Raw genomic sequence first — 22,586 nt, forward strand, 5'->3', positions numbered from 1 at the left:
TCGTTCCTCGCCGCCTCAGTCCCCCAGCAGCTCCCGCACCACCGGCACCAGTTCTCTGAACGCCTTGCCCCGGTGGCTGATCGCGTTCTTCTCCTGCGGGGTCAGTTCCGCGCAGGTGCGGGTCTCGCCCTCGGGCTGGAGGATCGGGTCGTAGCCGAAGCCGCCGGTGCCGGCCGGAGTGTGGCGCAGGGTGCCGCGGAGGCGGCCCTCGACGACGCGTTCGGTGCCGTCGGGCAGGGCGAGGGCGGCGGCGCAGGCGAAGTGGGCGGCGCGGTGCTCGTCGGCGATGTCGGAGAGCTGGGCGAGCAGCAGATCGAGGTTGGCCTTGTCGTCGCCGTGGCGGCCGGCCCAGCGGGCGGAGAAGATGCCGGGCGCGCCGCCGAGGACGTCGACGCAGAGGCCGGAGTCGTCGGCGACCGCGGGCAGGCCGGTGGCGCGGGCGAGGGCGTGGGCCTTGAGCAGCGCGTTCTCGGCGAAGGTGACGCCGGTTTCCTTGACGTCGGGGATGTCGGGGTAGGCGTCCGCGCCGACGAGGTCGTGCGGCAGACCTGCGTCGGCGAGGATCGCCCTCAGTTCGGTGATCTTTCCGGCGTTGCGGGTGGCGAGGATCAGGCGGGTCATGCCGATCAGTATCCAAGGCCGGCCGGCGGTGGTCTTACGAGGTGCAGACCTTCGTCAGTTCGCCGGCCGCGTCGGTGACGCCGCTGATGTCGGGCGTGGCGTCGCCGTTCTCGACGGCGGTGGTGACGTCGGTCAGGGCGCGCCGGAGGTCGGCGGTGGCCTTGTCGAGGTCGGCGTCGCCGGTCTCGCTGTCGATGCGGTCGAGGCTGTCCCCGATGGCGTCGACGGCTTCGCGGGTCTGCGTGGGGTCGTTGGCCGCGTTGTCGACGGCCTGCTGGAGGTCGGTCACGGCATCGGCGACGGCGTCGGCGGTCTCGACGCAGTCGAGCGCCTTGTTGACGGCGTCGCAGCCGGTGGTGAGTCCGAGCGTCAGCCCGACGGCGGCCACGGCGGTGGCGATGACGGTACGGCGACGGCGGCGACGGCTCACGGCCATGGTTCTGGGTCCCTCCCCTGACGCAGGCCCTGGGGCCTGTAACTGGCCGGGCGCACGGGGTTGATCCCGTGCGCCCGTGTCTGTCTAGACGCGGTGGCGGTCGGCGTGGTTGCCCGCTCCGGCACCGCGATTTGGCGTGTCCTTTACTTTCCGAGGACGGTGTCGAGCGCGGTGCGCTGGAGCGCGGCGAGCTCGGTGCAGCCGTCGACGGCGAGGTCGAGGAGGGCGTTCAGCTCGTCGCGGGCGAACGGCTCGGCCTCGGCGGTGCCCTGGACCTCGACGAAGCGGCCGTCGCCGGTGCAGACGACGTTCATGTCGGTCTCGGCGCGCACGTCCTCCTCGTAGCAGAGGTCGAGCAGCGGGACGCCGCCGACGATGCCGACGGAGACGGCGCTGACGGTGCCGGTGAGGGGCTGGCGGTTGGCCTTGATCAGCTTGCGGCCCTGGGCCCAGGAGACGGCGTCGGCGAGGGCGACGTAGGCGCCGGTGATGGCGGCGGTGCGGGTGCCGCCGTCGGCCTGGAGGACGTCGCAGTCCAGGACGATCGTGTTCTCGCCGAGGGCCTTGTAGTCGATGACGGCGCGCAGGGAGCGGCCGATGAGGCGGGAGATCTCGTGGGTGCGGCCGCCGATCTTGCCGCGGACGGACTCGCGGTCGCCGCGGGTGTTGGTGGAGCGGGGCAGCATCGCGTACTCGGCGGTGACCCAGCCCTCGCCGCTGCCCTTGCGCCAGCGCGGGACGCCTTCGGTGAAGGAGGCGGTGCAGAGGACCTTCGTGTCGCCGAAGGAGACGAGGACGGAGCCCTCGGCGTGCTTGCTCCAGCCGCGCTCGATGGTGACCGGGCGGAGCTGTTCGGGGGTGCGGCCGTCGATTCGAGACATGGGGTGAGCCTAGCCGCATATGGAAGGGGCCCTTCCCGGATGGGGAAGGGCCCGTTCACGGGTGAGCGGGGCTCACATCAGGTCTTCGATCTCCGCGGCGATCGGGTCGGCGTCGGTGCCGATGACGACCTGGATGGCGGTGCCCATCTTGACGACGCCGTGGGCGCCGGCGCTCTTCAGCGCCGCATCGTCGACCAGCGAGCCGTCGCCGACCTCGACCCGAAGGCGGGTGATGCAGCCTTCGATCTCCTCGATGTTGTCGATGCCGCCGAGCCCGGCGACGATCTTCTCAGCCTTGCTGGCCATGTTCCTTCTCCCTGGTCTGACCTGATGCGTGCCGCTTTGTCGCAGTAACCCACAGTCGGCCCAACTTCGCGAGCGTTTCGACCGCGAGGGCCGCAGGATGACGTCACGGCAACACATTCGTCCATGACTGGTCTACACCACCTGACAGACGGTCGCCAAACCGCCCGGAAGGACGCCCATGAGCGCCGACGCCGTCAGTCCCGCCCGCGCCCGCTGGAACACCCTCTTCGGAGGCCTCCAGAAGATGGGCCGCAGCCTGCAGCTCCCGATCGCCGTGCTGCCGGCCGCGGGCATCCTCAACCGGCTGGGGCAGCCGGACGTCTTCGGTGACGAGGGCCTGGGCTGGACCGATGTGGCCAAGGTGATGGACGGCGCGGGCGGTGCGCTGCTGGACAGCTCGCTCGGGCTGCCGCTGCTGTTCTGCATCGGGGTGGCCATCGGCATGGCGAAGAAGGCGGACGGCTCGACCGCGCTCGCCGCCGTGGCCGGCTTCCTCGTCTACTACAACGTGCTGCGGCAGTTCCCGGAGGACTGCGAGGGCCAGGCGGAGGCGGTGGAGACCGGCTGCCGGGTGGCCGACGGGACGGTGGAGGCGTTCACCTACCAGAACCCGGGCGTGTTCGGCGGCATCGTCATGGGTCTGCTGGCCGCGTACTTCTGGGCCCGGTACCACCGCACCAAGCTGGTCGACTGGCTCGGCTTCTTCAACGGCCGCCGACTGGTGCCGATCATCATGGCGTTCGTCGCGATCGCGTTCGCGGCGCTCTGCCTGTGGGTGTGGCCGCCGATCGGCCGGGGGCTGGAGAGCTTCAGCGACTGGCTGAGCGACCTGGACGCCTGGGGCGCCGGCGTCTTCGGCATCGCCAACCGCGCGCTGCTGGTGATCGGCCTGCACCAGTTCCTGAACGTGCCCATCTGGTTCCAGTTCGGCACGTACACCACGCCGGACGGCGAGGAGGTGCACGGCGACATCAACATGTTCCTGGCGGGCGACCCGGACGCCGGTCAGTTCACCTCGGGCTTCTTCCCGATCATGATGTTCGCGCTGCCGGCGGCGGCGCTGGCCATCACGCACTGCGCGCGTCCGAACCGGCGCAAGGAGGTGGGCGGCCTGATGCTGTCGGTGGCGCTGACCTCCTTCGTCACCGGCATCACGGAGCCCCTCGAATACTCGTTCCTGTTCGTCGCGCCGGTGCTGTACGCGATCCACGCGGTCCTCACGGGTGCCTCGATGGCGGTGACCTGGGCGCTGGGCGCGCACGACGGGTTCACCTTCTCCGCGGGCCTGATCGACTACATCATCAACTGGAACCTGGCGACGAAGCCGTGGCTGATCATCCCGATCGGGCTGGGGTTCGCGGCGCTGTACTACGCGATCTTCCGCTTCGCGATCACGAAGTTCGACCTGAAGACCCCGGGCCGGGAACCGGAGGAGGAGGTCGAGGACGTCACGAAGGTCTGACGTCACGCCCGAACGACCTGAGCGAAGGGCCCTCTTGGACTGCCTGTCCGGGGGCCCTTCGCCGTGCTCGGAGCCGAGGGCTGAGCCGGGTTCTGAGCTGGGCCTGAGCCGGTACTCGCGGTAGCGGATCAGTCGCGGAATCGCGGGTTCCTTACACGTCCTTCATCGTGCTACAACAGGTCTACACCACTGAGTGGTGTAGACCACCACCCGATGGAGGAAGTCTATGAGCACCGCCACGTCGACGGCGGCCCCCACAAAGAAGTGGGGATCCGGCCTGTTCCAGGGCCTCCAGAAGATCGGCCGCAGCCTCCAGCTCCCGATCGCCGTCCTGCCGGCGGCCGGCATCCTGCTGCGACTCGGCCAGCCCGACGTCTTCGGCAAGGACGGCCTGGGCTGGGGCAAGGTGGCGGATGTGTTCGCCACCGCGGGTGACGCCGTCTTCGCGAACCTGCCTCTCCTGTTCTGCGTCGGCATCGCCATCGGATTCGCCAAGAAGGCCGACGGCTCGACCGCCCTCGCCGCGCTGGTGGGCTTCCTCGTCTACAAGAACGTGCTGACCGCGTTCCCGATCACCGAGGCGAAGGTCACCAAGGGTGCCGACGTCGCCGCCACCTACAACGACCCCAAGGTCTTCGGCGGCATCATCATGGGTCTGATAGCCGCGGTCGTCTGGCAGCGGTTCCACCGCACCAAGCTTCCCGACTGGCTGGGCTTCTTCAACGGCCGCCGCCTCGTGCCGATCCTGATGGCCTTCATCGGCACCGCCGTCGGTGTCCTCTTCGGTCTGGTCTGGGAGCCCATCGGCGGCCTCATCACCGACTTCGGCGAGTGGATGACCGGCCTCGGCGCGGTCGGCGCGGGCATCTTCGGCGCGATCAACCGAGCGCTGCTGCCCGTGGGCATGCACCAGTTCGTCAACACGGTGGCCTGGCAGGAGATCGGTTCCTTCAAGGACTCCGCCGGTGCCGTCTGGCACGGTGACCTGCCGCGCTTCTTCCACGGCGACCCGACCGCCGGTCAGTTCATGACGGGCTTCTTCCCGATCATGATGTTCGCCCTCCCGGCCGCCGCGCTGGCCATCACGCACTGCGCCCGTCCCGAGCGGCGCAAGGCCGTCGGCGGCATGATGCTCTCCCTCGCGCTGACCTCGTTCGTCACCGGCATCACCGAACCGATCGAGTTCGCGTTCATGTTCATCGCGCCGGTGCTGTACGTCATCCACGCGATCCTGACCGCCATCTCGATGGCCGTCACCTGGGCGCTGGGCGTGCACCACGGCTTCAGCTTCTCGGCCGGCGCGATCGACTACTTCCTCAACTGGAACCTGGCCACCAAGCCATGGATGATCATCCCGATCGGTCTGGCCTTCGCCGCCATCTACTACGTGACCTTCCGCTTCGCGATCATCAGGTTCAACCTCACCACCCCGGGCCGCGAGCCCGAGGAGGAGGTCGAGGACCTCACGAAGGCGTGAGCCTCGCCTGGACCCCCGAAGGCCCCGGAACGCAGGTTCCGGGGCCTTCGTCGTGCCGTCGTGCCGTCGCCGTCGTGCCGTCGTCGGCGTGCCGTCGTCGGCGGGCCGGGTGGGGTCAGATCTCGTACGACCTGCCCGGCACCGCCAGCTCCACCGGTCCGGCGTAGACCGTGCGCGCGTCGGTCAGGTTGACCTGGGGGTCGGTCCACGGGGGGATGTGGGTGAGGACCAGGCGGCGGGCGCCGGCGCGGGTCGCGGTCTCGCCCGCCTCGCGGCCGTTGAGGTGGAGGTCCGGGATGTCCTCCTTGCCGTGGGTGAACGCCGCCTCGCACAGGAACAGGTCGCTGTCGCGGGCGAGTTCGTCCAGGGCCGGGGTGACACCGGTGTCGCCGGAGTACGTCAGGGAGCGGCCGGCGTGCTCGACGCGGATGCCGTAGGCCTCGACGGGGTGCGCGACCCGTTCGGTGTGCACCGTGAACGGGCCGATCTCGTAGGTGGAGGGCTTGACCGTGTGGAAGTCGAAGACCTCGCTCATCGACGAGGCGGACGGGGTGTCGGCGTAGGCGGTGGTGAGGCGGTGTTCGGTGCCCTCGGGGCCGTAGACGGGGATCGGCTCGCAGCGGCCGCCGTCGTGCCGGTAGTAGCGCGCCACGAAGTAGGCGCACATGTCGATGCAGTGGTCGGCGTGCAGATGGCTGAGGAAGATCGCGTCGAGGTCGTAGAGACCGCAGTGGCGCTGCAACTCGCCCAGGGCGCCGTTGCCCATGTCGAGGAGCAGCCGGAAGCCGTCGGCCTCTACGAGGTAGCTCGAGCAGGCCGATTCCGCGGACGGGAACGACCCCGAGCAGCCGACGACGGTGAGCTTCATGAAGCAGAAACCTCCGCTGGCGGGTGTGAGAGACGGGGGTCGTGCGGTCCGTCGAGCGTAAGGCGCAAAACCTCCGGTCGCTCCTCCGGCAGTGGCCGTTGTGGGCGAACTCACCTGTGCTGTCACCGGTTCGGCTGGACGTGGGGCGCGTGCGGCGCGGGATACGGCGCGCGGGCGCGATCGCGCGCCGGTGGCGTCGTCGGTAACGTCGTCGTGTGGACACGTCCTGGTGGCTGGCGCTCGCGGCGGTGGTACTGCTCGTGCTCGTCGCCGTGCTCGTCGAGGGCTGGGGCCGGCGCCGTCCCGAGGGCCGGCGGCTCAGGCCGCCGGGCCGGGCGGAGGCGGTGCGGCCGCGGCCGGCGGAGATCTGGTGGGCGGATGTGCCCTACGAGGACCGGCCGGGCGCCAAGGACCGGCCGTGTCTGGTGCTGTCCGTGCGCGGGCGGCGGGCCACGGTCGCGAAGATCACCAGCAAGTACCGGGACGAGCGGTCCGGGGTGATCCCGCTGCCGCCGGGCGCGGTGGGCGACAACCGGGGCCGGGCGAGCTTCCTGGAGACGGACGAGCTGCGGGTGGTCCGGTTCGGGGACTTCCGGCGGCGGGTGGGTGTGGTGGACCCGGTCCTCTGGGACCAGGTCCGTCACCTGACCGGCTAGCCGCCGCGGCGCGGGGGGCCGCTCAGGCCCAGAGCTGCCCGTGCAGCGTCTCGATGGCTTCCTCGGTGGTCGCCGCCGTGTAGACGCCGGTCGACAGATACTTCCAGCCGCCGTCGGCCACGATGAACACGATGTCCGCGCTCTCGCCCGCCTTGACGGCCTTCTTGCCGACGCCGATCGCCGCGTGCAGGGCGGCGCCGGTGGAGACGCCCGCGAAGATGCCCTCCTGCTGGAGGAGTTCACGGGTGCGGGTCACCGCGTCGGCGGAGCCGACGGAGAAGCGGGTGGTGAGCACGGACGCGTCGTACAGCTCCGGCACGAAGCCCTCGTCGAGGTTGCGCAGGCCGTACACCAGGTCGTCGTAGCGCGGCTCGGCGGCGACGACCTTGACGTCCGGCTTGTGCTCGCGCAGGTAGCGGCCGACGCCCATCAGGGTGCCGGTGGTGCCGAGGCCCGCGACGAAGTGGGTGATCGACGGCAGGTCGGCGAGGATCTCCGGGCCGGTGGTGGCGTAGTGCGCGCCCGCGTTGTCCGGGTTGCCGTACTGGTAGAGCATCACCCAGTCGGGGTGCTCGGCGGCCAGTTCCTTGGCGACCCGTACGGCGGTGTTGGAGCCGCCCGCGGCCGGTGAGGAGATGATCTCGGCGCCCCACATGCCGAGCAGGTCCCGGCGTTCCTGGGAGGTGTTCTCCGGCATCACGCAGACCATGCGGTAGCCCTTGAGCTTGGCCGCCATGGCGAGGGAGATGCCGGTGTTGCCGGAGGTGGGCTCCAGGATGGTGCAGCCCGGGGTGAGCCGGCCGTCCTTCTCCGCCTGCTCGATCATGTGCAGGGCGGGGCGGTCCTTGACGGAGCCGGTCGGGTTGCGGTCCTCCAGCTTGGCCCAGATCCGGACGTCGGCGGACGGCGACAGCCGCGGCAGGCACACCAGGGGGGTGTTGCCGACCGCGGCCAGCGGGGAGTCGTAGCGCATCGCTGCTCAGGCCATGCCGCCGGCCACGGCCGGCAGGATCGTGACGTTGTCGCCGTCGGAGAGCTTGGTGTTGATGCCGTCGAGGAAGCGGACGTCCTCGTCGTTCAGGTACACGTTCACGAACCGGCGCAGCTGGCCGCCGTCCACGATCCGGGCCTGGATGCCCGCATGCCGGGTCTCCAGGTCGGCGAACAGCTCGGTGAGGGTGTCGCCGCTGCCCTCCACCGCCTTCTGACCGTCGGTGTACTGGCGGAGGATGGTGGGGATGCGGACCTCGATGGCCATGGCAAGGGGCTCCTGTCGGAAAAATGGGGCTCTGGTCGGTGGGCGCACGATCGGGGTACCCCAGGCTTTCGGCACTGGGGAGCGCCGCGGCACACGGCCGTACGGCGGCAGCGCGGTGTCAACAGATGGCGCTGTTCAGCCTGCACAGGTCGACGTGCAGCCGCGCCACGAGCAGTGTGCCCGGCGCCTTGTCGCTCACGTCGAGGAGAACCATGGGCTCATCGTATCGATTCCCGGTCCGGTTCCCGGAATGTGATCTCAGATGGTGGATGAATTCTGACCGAATTGCGGGCAGTGCCGGTCAGTAGGCCTCCACGACCCGGACCTCCTCCTCCGTGACCTCGCCCTCGACGATCCGGAACGAGCGGAACTGGAACTCCCCGAGGCCGTCGGTGTCGGCGGTGGAGACCAGGACGTAGTGGGCGCCGGGCTCGTTGGCGTAGGAGATGTCGGTGCGCGAGGGGTGGGCCTCGGTCGCGGTGTGGGAGTGGTAGATGACCACCGGCTCCTCGTCGCGGTCGTCCATCTCCCGGTAGAGCTTGAGCAGGTCGCCGGAGTCGAACTCGTAGAAGGTCGGCGACATCGCCGCGTTCAGCATCGGGATGAAGCGCTCGGGGCGGTCCGAGCCCGCCGGGCCCGCCACCACGCCGCACGCCTCGTCCGGGTGGTCCTTGCGCGCGTGGGCGACGATCTGGTCGTACAGGGCCTGGGTGATGGTCAGCATGTCCGTCAGGATAAGCAGAAGGGCCGTTCCGTACCGAGGGTTGGTACGGAACGGCCCATATGCCGGACGCCCTGAGCGGCAGCCGGAGGGGGCGCCACGAGTGCTCCCTCCGGCTGGACGTCCTGTGTGGTGGTCAGCCCACCTTCTCCAGCTCCGTGTCGCGGCGCTGGGTGACCTCGGGGTTGCGGGTCTTCAGCACGGCCCAGCCGATGCCGAGGGCGACCGCCCAGCCCGCCATCACGTACAGGCAGATGCGGGAGTCGGCGTCGTAGGCGATGAGGCCGGTGACGAAGAGCAGGAAGGCGATGGCGACGTAGGAGCACTTGGCGCCGCCCGGTGCCGGGAAGGACGAGGCGGGCAGCCGGCCCGCGTCGACCGCACGGCGGTACAGGACGTGGCTGATCAGGATCATCAGCCAGGTCCAGATGCCGGCCGCGGTGGCGACGGAGGTGACGTAGCCGAAGGCCTTCTCCGGGACGATGTAGTTCAGGACCACGCCGATGCCCATGAAGAGCACCGAGACGAGGATGCCGAACGCGGGCGTCTTGGTCGACGACAGCTTCTTGAAGGCCGCCGGGGCCTCACCGCTCTCCGCCAGGTTCCGCAGCATGCGGCCTGTGGAGTACATGCCGGAGTTGCAGGACGACAGGGCGGCGGTCAGCACGACGAAGTTGACGATGGCGGCGCCGGCCGGGATGCCGATCTTCGCGAAGGCGGCGACGAACGGGCTCACGCCGGGCGCGAACTCGGTCCACTTCACCACGCACAGGATGACGGTGAGGGCGCCGACGTAGAACAGCGCGATACGCCACGGCAGGGTGTTGATCGCCTTGGGGAGGGTCTTCTCCGGGTTCTCCGACTCGCCGGCCGTGACGCCGACCAGCTCGACCGCGAGGTAGGCGAACATGACGCCCTGGAGGGTCATCAGGGACGAGCCGACGCCGTTCGGGAAGAAGCCGTCGAAGGCCCACAGGTTGGAGACGGCGGCGGTGTCGCCGGCCGAGCTGAAGCCGAAGGTGAGGACACCCAGGCCGATGACGATCATGCCGATCAGCGCGGTGACCTTGACCATGGAGAACCAGAACTCCAGCTCACCGAAGAGCTTCACGGAGATCAGGTTGACGCCGAAGAGGATCACCAGGAAGGCCAGGGCGGTGACCCACCGCGGGATGTCCGGGAACCAGTAGTTGACGTAGATCGCGGCGGCCGTGAGCTCGGCCATGCCGGTGACGACCCACATCAGCCAGTACGTCCAGCCGGTGAAGTAGCCGAAGAACGGGCCCAGGAACTCCCGGGAGTACTCCGCGAAGGAGCCCGAGACGGGACGGTAGAGCAGCAGCTCGCCCAGTGCCCGCATGATGAAGAAGATGATGACGCCCGCGAGGGCGTACATGAAGATCAGGCTGGGACCTGCCTTGGCGATGTTCGCCCCGGCACCCAGGAAGAGGCCGACGCCGATGGCGCCGCCGATGGCGATCATCTGGACCTGGCGGCTGCCGAGTCCCCGCTCGTACCCCTCTTCGGAGGTGTTCTCCTTGTCGACCTGCACAGAGGTCATGTGTGGTGCGCCTTTCTCCATACCGACCCAGGCCTCTCGTCGGCCTCGGATCGGGTCACGATCCCCCCGGATTGATGGAGCTGAGCGGGATTCGCGAACCCGCTCGTGCCTGGCCGACGGTCGTCGGCTCGGTGGCGCACCCGACGGAACATGGGTGGTGTTCGCCGGGCGGTCGTGAAGATTTATCACGGCCGCAACAGTGATCACCCGTCCGACATGTGGCGCACGGCACAGGGAGAACCGGACAAAGGGCGCACGAGTGGGACATAGGCCACCACAGCGGTGACAGGATCGTTATCCGGATTTGAGCGTCCGCTGAGCGAACGCCCGATCCGATCAAACAGGGAGAAAGCGACGCCGTGTCACGGCATCAGCGTCGAGACCAGCGTCTCCTGGAGCCCGCCCAGCCACAGATAGGCCATCACCATCGGCTTGCGCGCGTCCTCGTCCGGCAGCCGGTAGAGCAGGTCGGAGTCGTCCTCGTCGGTGATCTCCAGCCGGGAGCCGATGGCGAGGCGCAGGTCGTTGAGGGCGCCGAGCCACTGCCGGGACTCCTGCGGGGACAGCTTCAGCACCGCCCCGCCGTCACCGGCGGAGGTCAGCCCGTCCAGGGAGCGGATCACCGCGAGGGCGTTCTCGCGCTTGCCGGCCCGCAGGTCGTTCTCGGTGTAGCGGCGGAACTCGGCCGAGTACTCCTTCCGCTCCTCGGCCTCCTTCGGGCCGGGCGCGCCCTCGGGGTCGATGTAGGCGTCCGGGAAGAGGCGGCGCAGCACCGGGTCGGAGGGCGGTTCGCTCGGGCCCTCGGCGAACAGCTCGGCGAGCGGGTCGTCGGGCGCGTCCTCGGCGGGTCCTGGCCCGATCAGCTCCAGGAGCTGGACGGCGAGCGAGCGGATGATGGAGATCTCGACGTCGTCGAGGGCGACGGCCGCGCCGCCGCCGGGGAGCGGTTCGAAGGTTCCTGGCATGGAGGCGATTCGCTACTTCCGACCGGCTACTTGCGGTCCTGCTGGAGGGTGGCCCACAGGCCGTAGCCGTGCATGGCCTGCACGTCGCGTTCCATCTCCTCGCGGCTACCGCTGGAGACGACCGCCCGGCCCTTGTGGTGGACATCGAGCATGAGCTTGGTGGCCTTGTCCTTGGAGTAGCCGAAGTACGTCTGGAAGACGTACGTCACATAGCTCATGAGGTTGACCGGGTCGTTGTGGACGATCGTGACCCAGGGGACGTCCGGCTCGGGGACGGCAGAGACCTCCTCCGCCGACTCGGTGCGTTCGATCTCGATGGGAGCGGCTGACGTCACATGACCATGCTGCCACGCGGACCAGAAATCGTCACACTGACGAAATAGGAGTAGCATCCTTTGCCATGAACACAGCGGACCTTGGGCTGCCGGATGAAGAAGAGCGTGAAGCGCTTCCTCGGAAGGGTGGTGGTGGGCGACGGGTGGGTGTTCCCTCGACGGCGCTCTTCACGGACCAGTACGAGCTGACGATGCTCCAGGCGGCCCTGCGGGCGGGTACCGCCGATCGGCGGAGCGTGTTCGAGGTCTTCACCCGGCGGCTGCCCGAAGGGCGCCGGTACGGCGTGGTCGCGGGCACCGGTCGGGTGCTGGACGCCGTGGAGAACTTCCGCTTCGACGAGGACGTCCTCGCCTTCCTGCGCGAGCGCGGCATCCTCGGCGAGGAGACCCTCCGATGGCTCGCCGGGTACCGCTTCGGCGGGGACATCTGGGGCTACCCGGAGGGCGAGGTGTACTTCCCGGGCTCACCGATCCTGCGGGTCGAGGGCAGCTTCGCCGAGTGCGTGCTGCTGGAGACGGTGATCCTCTCCATCCTCAACCACGACTCGGCGATCGCCGCGGCCGCCTCCCGGATGTCCTCGGCCGCCGACGGCCGCCCGCTGATCGAGATGGGCGCCCGCCGCACCCACGAGCTGTCCGCCGTCGCCGCCGCCCGCGCCGCCTACGTCGGCGGCTTCGCCTCGACCTCGGACCTGGCGGCCGGCTTCCGCTACGGCATCCCCACCGTCGGCACCTCCGCGCACGCCTTCACCCTGCTGCACGACCGCGAGCGCGACGCCTTCCAGGCCCAGGTGGACTCCATGGGCCGCGGCACGACCCTGCTGGTGGACACCTACGACGTCGCCGAGGCGGTCCGCACGGCGGTGGAGGTGGCCGGTCCCGAGCTGGGCGCGGTGCGGATCGACTCCGGCGATCTGCTGCTGGTCGCGCACCGGGTGCGGCAGCAGCTGGACGCGCTGGGCGCCACCGGCACCCGGATCATCGTCACCTCGGACCTCGACGAGTACGCCATCGCCTCCCTCGCGGCGGCGCCGGTGGACGCGTACGGCGTCGGAACGCAGCTGGTCACCGGCTCCGGGCATCCGACCTGCTCGATGGTCTACAAGCTGGTCGCCCGTGCCGAGTCCGCCGACCCGGCGGCCCCGCTGGTGCCGGTGGCGAAGAAGTCCAGCAGTGGCAAGACCTCCGTCGGCGGCCGCAAGTGGGCCGCTCGGCGGCTCGACGCGGAGGGCGTCGCCGAGGCCGAGGTGATCGGCACCGGACCGGTGCCAAACGCGCTGGCCGAACGGCAGCTGCTGGTCGAGCTGGTCAAGGGCGGTCAGGTGGTCGCACGGGAGCCGCTGGACGCCCCGCGGGAGCGGCACGCGGCGGCCCGGGCCAATCTGCCGCTGTCCGCCACCCAGCTCTCGCGCGGGGAACCCGTCCTTCCGACGGAATACCTGCACGCGGAGACGGGCAGCCGACCGGGGGCGGCCCCGTACGCCCCCTGACGCCCCCTCCCGCACCGGGGCCGAAGTCTCTAGGCTCGGAAGTTCATCCCGAGACGGGACCGCGACCGACCCCGAGCCCTCGTGACCGCCCCGGTGCCACACCCGAGAACCCATAGCCGAAGGACACCGACCATGCGCCGCGCCTTGATCGTCGTAGACGTGCAGAACGACTTCTGCGAGGGGGGCAGCCTCCCGGTGGCCGGAGGTGCCGACGTGGCCGCCGCGATCACCGAGCTGATCGGGCAGGCTCCCGCCGGATACCGGCACGTGGTGGCCACCCGCGACCACCACATCGCGCCCGGCGGCCACTTCGCGGACGAGCCCGACTTCGTGCACTCCTGGCCCGCGCACTGCGTCGCGGGCACCGAGGGGGTCGGCTTCCACCCGAACTTCGCGCCCGCGGTCGCCTCCGGTGCGATCGACGCGGTCTTCGACAAGGGCGCGTACTCGGCCGCGTACAGCGGTTTCGAGGGGACCGACGAGAACGGGGTGGCGCTCGCCGAGTGGCTGCGGGAGCGGGGCATCGACGAGGTCGACGTGGTCGGCATCGCCACCGACCACTGTGTGCGGGCGACCGCCCTGGACGCGGCGCGCGAGGGCTTCCGCACCCAGGTCCTGCTGGATCTGACCGCGGCGGTGTCCGAGGACACCGCCGAGCGGGCGCTGGAGGAGCTGCGCGAGGCGGGCGTGGAACTGACCGGCAAGCCGGTCGTCCAGTAGCCCGCCGCCGCGCGGACGGGTCAGGTCTGGGCGGTGGGCCGGCGCAGCAGTGCCCGGATGGGATGCCACAGCTCGGTGATCACGACACCGTTGTCGGGGGCCGTACGCCATATCAGGCCGTCGGGGTGGTGCAGGACCGCGGTGATCTCGTCCGGGGTCGGCGGGGCCGCGTTGCCCCGCAGGTAGACCGCCCGCAGCCCCAGGTTGCGCAGCCTGGTCAGGGCGCGCGCCCGGTTCTGGGCGTGGACGAGGACCCGTACCCCGGAGGGGTCGCCCCCACCCGGGCCGGCGGCGGGGCTGGGCAGGTTCAGCGCCACCACCACCGTGCCGTTCGGCAGTTTGCAGAAACCTCCTGCGGCCATGCGGTCATCCCCCCGTGTCAGCCGGTGTCAATAAGAGAACCACAGCACGCACCTAAACACGATCGGCGGCGACCCGCCAAGGGGTTGCCGCCGATACGCTTCTGAGCTGGGGAAACGCTGACTACTTCAGCGCGGGGCCGACCTCGACCTTGATCGTGGAGCCGTCCAGGGCCTCCTGGACGATCTTGATCTTGGTGTTGGTGTCAGTGATCTTCACGCCGGCCGTCGGGGTCGCCTCGTCGTAGTAGGCGCTGGTGTGGTCGTTGAAGATTGGCACCCCCTTCGACGACGGGACACGGGTCACGGCGTCCGCCTTGTGCAGGGTGAGGGCGTCCGTGCGGTACAGGCTGAACGGCGAGTCGAAGGCCTGGATGCGGTTGCGCATCAGCGTGCCGTCGGACCACTTCAGCGGCGCCGGGTGGGAGTCCACCGGCAGCAGCAGGCCGACGCCCGGGTGCTCGCTGGTGTTGTTGTTGGTCTGCGAGGTGTCCCACTTCCAGATCAACAGGCCGTTCTGGTACGGGTAGTGCTCCACCCAGTCCGGGCGGACCGCGGAACCGAAGTTGTACGGGCCGACCGCGAGGGTCTTGTCGTACGAGACGTACTGCCGGTTCTCGGCCAGGTAGTACTGCGCGTACTCCTTGGTGAAGGAGGCGCCGACGCGGGTGAAGCCGGTCGCCTTCCAGGCGGCGTCCTCGGTCTCGGCGCCGTCCGTGAACAGCGCGGTGCCGTCGGCGGTGACGGCGACGTTGTCGGCCGTGAAGCCCTTCATCGCCAGGCCGCCGTCGGTGGAGTAGCGGAACCGCAGGTCGATCTTCCTGCCCGCGTACGCGTCGAGCGAGTACGCCAGCTTCTTCCAGCCGTCGACCGTGCCGGTCAGGGCCGGGTTGCCGCTGCCGTCCCGCGGGACCGGGTTGCCGTCCACCGTGCCGTCGAGGGCGGTCCAGTTCGCGCCGCCGTCGGTGGAGACCTCCGCGTAGAGGAAGTCGTAGCCGCTCTCGATCTCGTACCAGCCGTCGAGGGTGAGGGCCGCCGAGGTCTTGCCGGTGAGGTCGACCGAACGGGCCAGCGTGTTCTTCAGGTTGTTGGCGCTGCCGCTCCACCACTGCGTGGCGCCCTGGGCCGGGGTGACGATCTCGGTGGTGACCGCCTTCTGCGGCAGCTCGACCACGAGGCCCTGCGCGTTCTTGGTGTTGTACTCGGCGACGCCCAGCTTGTGCTTCGACTTCTTCCCGGCCTTCGCCGTGTCGTAGTCGAGCCAGCCCAGCTGGAGCTTGTCCCAGGCGGTCATGTCGCCGGGCAGGTCACCGATGGTGTCCTTGCCGGTGCCGAGCCAGGAGCCGGAGGACATCAGGGTCCAGAACCCGGTGGAGTTCTCGCCGCCCTGGGTGTCGTAGTGGTCCGGCAGGCCGAGGTCGTGGCCGTACTCGTGGGCGAAGACGCCGAGTCCGCCGTTCTCCGGCTGGATGGTGTAGTCACCGACCCAGATGCCGGAGTCGCCGATCTGGGTGCCGCCGAGCTTGTTGCCGGCGGGGCCGGTGGCGCCCTGGTCGGTGCCGAAGGCGTACCAGCGGTGCGCCCAGATCGCGTCCTCGCCCTCGGCGCCGCCGCCCGCGGACTCGTCCTCGCCGGCGTGCACGATCTGGAAGTGGTCGATGTAGCCGTCGCGCTCGTTGAAGTCGCCGTCGCCGTCGAAGTCGTAACGGTCCCACTGGTCGTACTCGGCGAGCTTGGCCTTGATCTCGGCGTCGGTCCTCCCGGCCGCCTTCTGCTGCTCGACCCAGGCGGTGACGCCGTCCTGCACCGCGTACCAGGCGCAGTTGTCGGGGTCGCACTTGTTGGAGCCGTAGCGGGCCTCGTTGTAGGGGACCTTGACCCAGTCGGAGACCTCGCCCTCGATGGAGTAGCGGCCCGAGGACTGCTTCTCGTAGTAGGTCTTCATCGAGTCGGCGCCGTCGCCGAAGTACAGGTTCTGGTAGTGCTCGCGGTCGTAGTCGGCCTGCCAGGCCGTGCTGTTGTCCTTCGAGCGGTCCGGTGCGGCGATCTTGTTGTGCAGCGGGCCGGGGGTGCCGCCGTAGCGGGGGTCGGTCTGCTCGCCGAACTCCACCAGGATGGTGAAGATCTTGTCCGTCTTCTCCCGGCCCAGCTCGACGTACTTTCCGGCGCCCTTGCGGCTGGTCAGCTCGACGACGTGGGAGCCGTCGCGCTTCTGTATCTCGGCCTTGCCGGAGATGACCTGCTTCAGGGCCTCTTCGCGCTGGGCTTCCTGGGTCTTGCTGAGCGGGCCGTCGAGGTCGTGCTCCTCGTGGGCCTTGACGGACGCCGGGTCCTGCCGGTCGACACTCGCGGCCTTCTCGGGTCCGGCCGGGTCGGCCTGGGCCACGCCGTAGGTCGAGAAGGTCGCGGTGGCCGCCGCGAGCGCGACCGCGGTAGCGGTCACTCGGAACGTCCAGGGTCTGCTGGTCACTTGAGATCCTCCCCCGCGTTCGGGCATGCGGAAGGAAGGAGTCCTGGCATGGGGGGTCCGCGTGCCCGTGATCAACGCGTGTAGTCAAGTGACGTCATTGGACTAGAGGTTGAGAAGAAAAGACAGACCTTGACTTGGACAGGTCAATTGCATTATGCGGTGTTCCGCTTCCGCTCAGCGAACATCCCGCTACCCGCCCAGCGGGCGCGTCCGGCCGTCCACTGGGTGGACACCATGACTCGATGCGCCCCCCGTGCTCCGGCACTGTTGGTCATCTCACGCTTACGCTTCGCTCCACTCGGGCATGCAGCCGAATAGATTGACGAACACATATGCCTGTCCGCACCTCCCCCACGGCGAGAGGCACGGGGGGAGACCCCCTTTTCCCGAGGACCGATTGCCATGCCGCGTCCGACCGCCGCACAGCTCGCCTACGGTTCCTGCACCGTGATCCTCTCGACGCTCGCCATGCTGCTGCTGTCGCAGACGAGTTCGACCGTCGGGATCTCCATGGCCGCCGTCGCGGCGCTCGCCCTCGGGCTGCTGGTCGCCCTGACGGTGCCGGCGCGCAAACCCGCGCGGACCGCACCGGCCTCCCCCTCGGCCCGGCCCGCGCAGGAGCCCGTCGGCGCGGCCGCGTCGGTCACCGACAACTGACGGACCCGGCGCGTCCCGGGTCCCGGCGGCGGCTCAGCCGGTGGCGACCACCACCGTCTTGGCCGGCTTGTCGTGCAGACCCTGCTTGTACGGCTTGTCGAAGAAGCTCCAGCCGCCGGTGATCGCCGTCCACACACAGGCGCAGCAGAAGGCGAACGGCAGCCACAGCACGGCCGCGCGGATCAGTGAGTTCTGGACGGAGGGCGTGGCGCCGTTGTCCAGATTGGCCACGCGCAACTTCAGCCATTTCTTGCCGAGCGTCTGGCCCGTCCTGGCGGTCATGAAGGTGTCGTACGCGATGTAGAGCACGGCCGCGATGGCGGACTGGCCGAAGGACTTGCCCGTGTCGATGTCGTCGCCGGTCACGTCGTACTCGTTGACATTGAAGAGCCAGCTGAGCAGCACGATCACCGCTCCTACCAGGATCATGTCGATGATCCTGGCGAGCGTGCGCCTGCCGCTGTCGGCGAGCGGCGGCATGCCGGCGAGCGGGTCCTCGGGGGCGCCGTAGCCGCCGTCGTAGGGACCGCCGCCGTACGGGCCGCCCCCGTAGGGGCCACCGCCGGGCGGGCCGCCGCCGTAGGGGCCTCCGCCGCCGTACGGGCCGCCTCCGCCGGGCGGGGGCGGCGGCTGGCCGCCGTACGGGGTGTCGCCGCCGGACGGCGGGTCGTACGGCGAGCCCTGGCCCGGGCCGGACGGGGGCTGTTTCCTGAACGGATCGTCTTCCGGAGGCTGTCCGCCGGAGCCGGGGGGCGGTTCGGTGGTCATGGCCCGAGTGGACCGCGAAGCCTCACCCGGCGCATCCGGCGGGCGGCCGTACGGGCTACGGCCGCCTCCGCCGGGCGGTCATCCCGCCACGAACGTACGCGCCGCCTTGTCGTGCCAGCACTGCCGCCACGGCTTGTCGACCAGACACCACAGGACGCCGACGAGCCCCACGCAGAGCAGTCCCGGGACGCTGTAGACCAGCCAGCGGCGCAGCGCGGCGCCGAAGGACGGCGGCTGGTGCGCCTCGATGTCCCGGACCTCCAGGCCGAGCAGCTTCTTGCCCAGGGTCCGGCCCCACTTGGCGATCGGCAGCGCCTCGTAGAGGACGCCGGTGACCAGCAGGACGGCCAGCACGATGCCGAGGTACGCCGAGGTGGTGCCGTCCAGCAGCCACACCGTGACCGTCTCGCCGGAGAGCTTGGCCTGGTCGACCTTGTCCTGGACGTGGTCCAGCGCCTTGGCGCCGAGCGGTACGGCGGCCACCGCGGTGACGCCCGCGACGACGACCGTGTCGATCAACCGCGCCGCCAGCCGCTTGCCGAGCCCCGCGGGACGGGCCTCCGACTGCCGCCGGGCCGCCGCCTGGAACACGTCCTCGACCGGGGGCTTCCACGGGGCGACCGGCTGCTCCTCGGCGGCGGCGCCGCCGGACCCGGCGAGCTGGTGGACCTGCTGGGCCCAGGACGCCTGACCGCCGCCGGGACCGGCCGTCACCGGCGTGGCGGCGACGGCCTGCTGCGGCACCTGCGCGGAGCGCGGCGGGAAGCCCGCACCGGCCGCCGGCTGCTGCTGGGGGCCGGCCGGGGCGGAGGGCGTGGAAGGCGTGGAGGGGGCGGCAGACTGGGCGTGGGCCGCCGGTGACTGCGGGGTCTGGGGCGGGACTTGGGCCTGGGGCCGGGGCTGGGCCTGGGGCTGGGGTGTCGCGGCACGGGCCGCCGCGGCCTTGCCCGCGCCGAAGCCGGGCGCGCCGGAGGCGGGGGTTCCGGGAGTGCCCGGGGTGCCCGGGGTGCCCGGGGCGACGGGGTTCGCCGGGATCGAGGGGGCCGCGGCGCCCGCCTGGCCCTGCGCGCGCGGGCCGACCGCGCGGAAGGTCATGGTGCCCTCGTCGCGGGGGCCGGCAGTACCGGCGCCCGCCGCCGAACCGCCGTCGCCGGCCTGGCCGTTGCCCGTCGGCCGGCGGAACACGAAGGTGCTCCCGGCCGCGGCGGCGGCCGACTCCGCGCCGCCGTCGGACGCGGCGGGCGGGTGCGCGGGGGTGTGGGGCTCGGACGTACCGGGTTCGGGGCCGCGAGGTTCCGGCGTTCGGGGTTCCGGCGTACGGGGTTCCGGGGCGCTGTCGGCCGCGACGCGCGGGTCGGCGCCCTGCGGCGCGCCCCAGGAGACCCGGCGGTCCTGTTCGCCGCCGAAGCCCGACTGGCGGGCGCGGTCGGCACCCCACGCGGACGCCGGCTCCTGCGGGGCGGGCTGTTCGACGGGGTCCTCGTCGAAGAAGTGCGGCCCGGTCTCCTCGACCGAGGGCTGGGCCGGGCGCGCCCCGGCCGGCGGGGCGAGCGGTTCGCCGTCGGCCGGGGCCGGACGGCTGGTGCCCGGAACCCACGCGGCACCGTTCCAGTACCGGACATATCCGGGGATGGAGGGGTCCGGGTAATACCCTTCGCGGGGCCTGTCGTCGCCGGGGGCCGGGGTTGGGGCGCTCATGTCCGTCGTCCCGTATCTGCTCGGGGGTGTACTGGGGGTCTCCACATCTATCAGACGGGCGCAACCCGCACCGCCCGTCCCGCCGTACCCACCCCTTTCGAGCACGGTTGTGCTACCCCGGCGCGGCGAGCGCGGCGAGGGGCGCGGCGGGGGCGGAAAAAAGTTCGGTGAACCCGCGTAATGCTTGAGCACCTGCCCTCTCTCCACCCGTACGGGCCCACCGGCGGCCCGCGCCGACCATCGGTACGAGAGAGGAAAACGCCATGTACACCGTCGTGGAGCGCGAACTGGAGCTGCGGCTCGTCCTGTCCCCCGAGCACAGCATCCCCGTCCCCGCCCGGCTCGGCTACCGCACCGACGACCCGTACGCCGTCCACATCGCCTTCCACATCAACTCCGAGTATCCGGTGCACTGGACGTTCGCCCGGGAGCTGCTGGTGGAGGGGGTGTTCCGGCCGTGCGGACACGGGGACGTGCGGGTGTGGCCGACGAAGACCGACGGCCGCAACGTCGTGCTGATGGCGCTCAGTTCGCCCGACGGGGACGCCCTGCTGGAAGGACCGGCGGCGCAGGTGTCGTCCTGGCTGGAGCGGACGTTGCGGGTGGTGCCGCCCGGGACGGAGGGCGAGCAGCTGGGCATCGACGACGAACTCGCCGAACTGCTCGCCCAGTGAACGGAGGCGGGTCAGAAGAGCTTGCCCGGGTTGAGGATGCCCAGGGGGTCGAAGACCTGCTTGACGGCCCGCTGCATCTCCAGCCCCACAGGGCCGAGTTCCCGGGCCAGCCACTCCCGCTTCAGCACGCCGACGCCGTGCTCGCCCGTGATGGTGCCGCCGAGTTCCAGGCCGAGGGCCATGATCTCGTCGAAGGACTCGCGGGCGCGCCGGGACTCGTCGGGGTCCTGGGCGTCGAAGCACACCGTGGGGTGGGTGTTGCCGTCGCCCGCGTGCGCGCAGACGCCGATGGTCAGGTCGTACTTCTCGGCGATGCGCTCCACTCCGGCCAGCATGTCGGCGAGCCGGGAGCGGGGCACGCACACGTCGTCGATCATCGTCGTGCCCTTGACCGCTTCGAGCGCGGTCAGCGACATCCGGCGGGCCTGGAGCAGCAGTTCCGACTCGGCGACGTCGTCGGCCGGGACCACCTGGGTGGCGCCGGCGGCCTCGCACAGCGCGCCGACCGCGGCGAGGTCGGCGGTCGGGTCCGGGGTGTCGAAGGCCGCGAGCAGCAGGGCCTCGGTGGACTCCGGAAGCCCCATGTTCGCGAGGTCGTTCACCGCCTTCACCGTCGTACGGTCCATGAGTTCGAGGAGTGACGGAACATGGCCGCCCGCCATGATCCGGCACACGGCATCACAGGCCTCCGCGGCCGATGCGAACTCGGCGGCCAGCACCAGCTGCCGGGGCGGCCGCGGCCGCAGGGCGAGGACGGCACGGACGACGATGCCCAGCGAGCCCTCGGAGCCGACGAACAGGCGGGTCAGGTCGTAGCCGGCGACGCCCTTCGCGGTGCGGCGGCCGGTGGACATGAGCCGGCCGTCGGCGAGGACGACGTCGAGGCCGAGGACGTACTCGGCGGTCACCCCGTACTTCACGCAGCACAGACCGCCCGAGGCGGTGCCGATGTTGCCGCCGATCGTGCACGTCTCCCAGCTGGAGGGGTCGGGAGGGTAGTAGAGGCCGTGTGCGCCGACGGCGCGGGAGAGGGCGGCGTTGACGACCCCCGGCTCGACCACGGCGATGCGGTCGACCGGGCTGATCTCGATGATCCGGTCCATCTTCGTCAGGGACAGCACGATGCAGCCCTCGGAGGCGTTGGCGCCGCCCGAGAGTCCTGTGCGGGCGCCCTGCGGGACGACCGGGACGCGCAGCTCGGTCGCGGTGCGCATGACGTGCTGGACCTGCTCGACGGTGCGCGGCAGCACGACGACGGCCGGGGCGCCGGCCGGGCAGAAGCTCGCCATGTCGTGGGCGTAGGAGGCGGTGACATCGGGGTCGGTCAGGACGGCCTCGGCCGGCAGTCCCGCGAGCAGCCGGTCGACGAGGTGGCCTTCGGCTGCGCGGCCCTCTTCGGGTGCGGCTTCGATACGGCTCATGATCACAGCGTCGCACCGGGGGCCATCGGTGTGAACCCCGTCGCCACCACCCTTCGCCTGCCCGGGTGCGCTCGTCGTATTGACGCACAGTAAGCGCCATGGACATCGCGGAGAAGGCGGGGAGCCCGACGGACGTGAAGCACACGGCGCACGAGGGGACGGGTGGGGGTGAGGGACCGCGAGGTGCCGAGGATACGCCGGATGCGGGCGGTACGCCGGACGAGACGACGGGCGGTACGGCGGAGCCGTCGGGCCCGGCCAGGACCCGCGGGACGACGGCCGGGAAGGCGCGCGGGACGGGCAAGGTCCGGGGCACGACCAAGGTCCGGGGCGCGACGAGGGCGCGGGGCGGGGCGAAGGAGCGGGGGGCGGCTGAGGCGCGGGGGGTCGCTGCGGCTGGCGGGACGGCTGAGGCCGACGGTGCTGTGAAGGGCGGGGACTCGGCTGAGGGCTCGGCCGAGGGCGAGGGCGCCGCGAAGGCCCAAGGCGCGAGGAAGGCCAAGGGCACTGCCAGGAGCCGGGGTACGGCCAAGGCGCAGGGCTCGACCGAGCCCGGAGCCACGGCCGCAGCCACGGCCGGGGCGGAGGGCCCGGCCAGGTCCGGCGACGCCGCGCAAGCCAAGGGCACGGCGGAAGCCGAGGGCGCCGCGCAAGCCAAGGGCACGGCGGAAGCCGAGGGCACGGCGGAAGCCAAGGGCACGGCGGAAGCCGAGGGCGCCGCGCAAGCCAAGGGCACGGCGGAAGCCGAGGGCACGGCGGAAGCCAAGGGCACGGCGGAAGCC

General features: G+C 70.7%; 24 protein-coding genes and 1 pseudogene. 8 read left to right on the top strand and 17 right to left on the bottom strand.

What is annotated here, in order from left to right:
• Positions 1–15: 15 nt before the first annotated feature.
• From rdgB to ABT232_RS02210, 4 genes are all read right to left on the bottom strand, one after another.
• Positions 16–621, bottom strand: coding sequence for an RdgB/HAM1 family non-canonical purine NTP pyrophosphatase (gene rdgB / locus ABT232_RS02195; protein ID WP_351834540.1), 606 nt, complete (start codon positions 619–621; stop codon positions 16–18).
• A 34-nt stretch (positions 622–655) separates the two neighbouring features.
• Entirely contained in the window at positions 656–1,057 is a 402-nt protein-coding gene (locus tag ABT232_RS02200) for a hypothetical protein (protein ID WP_351834543.1), read from the bottom strand.
• Positions 1,058–1,200: 143 nt separating this feature from the next.
• On the bottom strand, positions 1,201–1,938 hold the full coding sequence (rph, locus tag ABT232_RS02205) for a ribonuclease PH (RefSeq protein WP_351834546.1): 738 nt from the start codon (positions 1,936–1,938) through the stop codon (positions 1,201–1,203).
• A 72-nt stretch (positions 1,939–2,010) separates the two neighbouring features.
• Positions 2,011–2,244: a PTS sugar transporter subunit IIB gene (locus ABT232_RS02210; RefSeq protein WP_351834549.1), complete on the bottom strand. Its 234-nt coding sequence runs from the start codon at positions 2,242–2,244 to the stop codon at positions 2,011–2,013.
• 178 nt (positions 2,245–2,422) lie between these two features.
• Here ABT232_RS02210 and ABT232_RS02215 point away from each other — a divergent pair, with 178 nt between their 5' ends.
• Together ABT232_RS02215 and ABT232_RS02220 are read left to right on the top strand one after the other, a co-directional pair.
• Complete coding sequence (locus ABT232_RS02215; RefSeq protein WP_351834552.1) at positions 2,423–3,706, top strand: PTS transporter subunit EIIC; 1,284 nt, start codon at positions 2,423–2,425, stop codon at positions 3,704–3,706.
• A gap of 226 nt (positions 3,707–3,932) precedes the next feature.
• Positions 3,933–5,183: a PTS transporter subunit EIIC gene (locus ABT232_RS02220; protein WP_351834555.1), complete on the top strand. Its 1,251-nt coding sequence runs from the start codon at positions 3,933–3,935 to the stop codon at positions 5,181–5,183.
• A 115-nt stretch (positions 5,184–5,298) separates the two neighbouring features.
• Here ABT232_RS02220 and ABT232_RS02225 read toward each other — a convergent pair whose 3' ends face one another.
• Positions 5,299–6,051 (bottom strand): MBL fold metallo-hydrolase, encoded by a 753-nt coding sequence (locus ABT232_RS02225; RefSeq protein ID WP_351834558.1) that lies wholly within the window; start codon positions 6,049–6,051, stop codon positions 5,299–5,301.
• 215 nt (positions 6,052–6,266) lie between these two features.
• On the opposite strand from ABT232_RS02225, the gene ABT232_RS02230 reads away from it, so the two are divergent.
• Positions 6,267–6,707, top strand: a complete 441-nt coding sequence (locus ABT232_RS02230; RefSeq protein ID WP_351834561.1) for a type II toxin-antitoxin system PemK/MazF family toxin — start codon at positions 6,267–6,269, stop codon at positions 6,705–6,707.
• Between the two features lie 22 nt (positions 6,708–6,729).
• On the opposite strand, the gene ABT232_RS02235 is transcribed toward ABT232_RS02230, so the two are convergent.
• The 7 genes from ABT232_RS02235 to clpS all read right to left on the bottom strand — a co-directional run bounded on the left by ABT232_RS02235 (position 6,730) and on the right by clpS (position 11,604).
• A complete protein-coding gene (locus tag ABT232_RS02235; RefSeq protein ID WP_351834564.1) occupies positions 6,730–7,680 on the bottom strand; it encodes a PLP-dependent cysteine synthase family protein in 951 nt (316 codons plus the stop codon).
• Positions 7,681–7,686: 6 nt separating this feature from the next.
• The gene (locus ABT232_RS02240; RefSeq protein WP_351834567.1) at positions 7,687–7,965 is read right to left on the bottom strand and encodes a MoaD/ThiS family protein; all 279 of its coding nucleotides are present in this window, start codon (positions 7,963–7,965) and stop codon (positions 7,687–7,689) included.
• Positions 7,966–8,083: 118 nt separating this feature from the next.
• Complete coding sequence (locus ABT232_RS02245) at positions 8,084–8,179, bottom strand: putative leader peptide (protein WP_019065921.1); 96 nt, start codon at positions 8,177–8,179, stop codon at positions 8,084–8,086.
• 87 nt (positions 8,180–8,266) lie between these two features.
• On the bottom strand, positions 8,267–8,689 hold the full coding sequence (locus tag ABT232_RS02250; protein ID WP_351834570.1) for a M67 family metallopeptidase: 423 nt from the start codon (positions 8,687–8,689) through the stop codon (positions 8,267–8,269).
• 133 nt (positions 8,690–8,822) lie between these two features.
• Entirely contained in the window at positions 8,823–10,247 is a 1,425-nt protein-coding gene (locus ABT232_RS02255) for an amino acid permease (RefSeq protein WP_351834573.1), read from the bottom strand.
• A gap of 362 nt (positions 10,248–10,609) precedes the next feature.
• Positions 10,610–11,212, bottom strand: a complete 603-nt coding sequence (locus ABT232_RS02260; protein ID WP_351834576.1) for a DUF2017 domain-containing protein — start codon at positions 11,210–11,212, stop codon at positions 10,610–10,612.
• A 26-nt stretch (positions 11,213–11,238) separates the two neighbouring features.
• A complete protein-coding gene (gene clpS, locus ABT232_RS02265; RefSeq protein ID WP_351834579.1) occupies positions 11,239–11,604 on the bottom strand; it encodes an ATP-dependent Clp protease adapter ClpS in 366 nt (121 codons plus the stop codon).
• An 8-nt stretch (positions 11,605–11,612) separates the two neighbouring features.
• Here clpS and ABT232_RS02270 point away from each other — a divergent pair, with 8 nt between their 5' ends.
• A complete protein-coding gene (locus ABT232_RS02270; protein WP_450871772.1) occupies positions 11,613–13,037 on the top strand; it encodes a nicotinate phosphoribosyltransferase in 1,425 nt (474 codons plus the stop codon).
• 132 nt (positions 13,038–13,169) lie between these two features.
• On the top strand, positions 13,170–13,757 hold the full coding sequence (locus ABT232_RS02275; RefSeq protein ID WP_351834582.1) for a nicotinamidase: 588 nt from the start codon (positions 13,170–13,172) through the stop codon (positions 13,755–13,757).
• A 20-nt stretch (positions 13,758–13,777) separates the two neighbouring features.
• On the opposite strand, the gene ABT232_RS02280 is transcribed toward ABT232_RS02275, so the two are convergent.
• Both ABT232_RS02280 and ABT232_RS02285 read right to left on the bottom strand, forming a co-directional pair.
• Positions 13,778–14,119: a hypothetical protein gene (locus tag ABT232_RS02280; protein ID WP_351834585.1), complete on the bottom strand. Its 342-nt coding sequence runs from the start codon at positions 14,117–14,119 to the stop codon at positions 13,778–13,780.
• A gap of 121 nt (positions 14,120–14,240) precedes the next feature.
• A complete protein-coding gene (locus ABT232_RS02285) occupies positions 14,241–16,586 on the bottom strand; it encodes an immune inhibitor A domain-containing protein (RefSeq protein ID WP_351834588.1) in 2,346 nt (781 codons plus the stop codon).
• A 402-nt stretch (positions 16,587–16,988) separates the two neighbouring features.
• Here ABT232_RS02285 and ABT232_RS02290 point away from each other — a divergent pair, with 402 nt between their 5' ends.
• Complete coding sequence (locus tag ABT232_RS02290) at positions 16,989–17,243, top strand: hypothetical protein (protein WP_351834591.1); 255 nt, start codon at positions 16,989–16,991, stop codon at positions 17,241–17,243.
• 33 nt (positions 17,244–17,276) lie between these two features.
• On the opposite strand, the gene ABT232_RS02295 is transcribed toward ABT232_RS02290, so the two are convergent.
• Both ABT232_RS02295 and ABT232_RS02300 read right to left on the bottom strand, forming a co-directional pair.
• Positions 17,277–18,011, bottom strand: a complete 735-nt coding sequence (locus ABT232_RS02295; RefSeq protein WP_351834594.1) for an RDD family protein — start codon at positions 18,009–18,011, stop codon at positions 17,277–17,279.
• A 78-nt stretch (positions 18,012–18,089) separates the two neighbouring features.
• Positions 18,090–19,709 (bottom strand): RDD family protein, encoded by a 1,620-nt coding sequence (locus ABT232_RS02300; protein WP_351834597.1) that lies wholly within the window; start codon positions 19,707–19,709, stop codon positions 18,090–18,092.
• Between the two features lie 263 nt (positions 19,710–19,972).
• On the opposite strand from ABT232_RS02300, the gene ABT232_RS02305 reads away from it, so the two are divergent.
• A complete protein-coding gene (locus ABT232_RS02305) occupies positions 19,973–20,383 on the top strand; it encodes an SsgA family sporulation/cell division regulator (RefSeq protein ID WP_351834600.1) in 411 nt (136 codons plus the stop codon).
• An 11-nt stretch (positions 20,384–20,394) separates the two neighbouring features.
• Here ABT232_RS02305 and ABT232_RS02310 read toward each other — a convergent pair whose 3' ends face one another.
• Positions 20,395–21,810: an FAD-binding oxidoreductase gene (locus tag ABT232_RS02310; protein ID WP_351834603.1), complete on the bottom strand. Its 1,416-nt coding sequence runs from the start codon at positions 21,808–21,810 to the stop codon at positions 20,395–20,397.
• Positions 21,811–21,902: 92 nt separating this feature from the next.
• On the opposite strand from ABT232_RS02310, the pseudogene ABT232_RS02315 reads away from it, so the two are divergent.
• Positions 21,903–22,586 (top strand): annotated as a pseudogene (locus tag ABT232_RS02315) (hypothetical protein); the annotation flags it as partial.

The sequence above is a fragment of the Streptomyces sp. NPDC001532 genome, assembly GCF_040298625.1.
GTDB lineage: Bacteria > Actinomycetota > Actinomycetes > Streptomycetales > Streptomycetaceae > Streptomyces.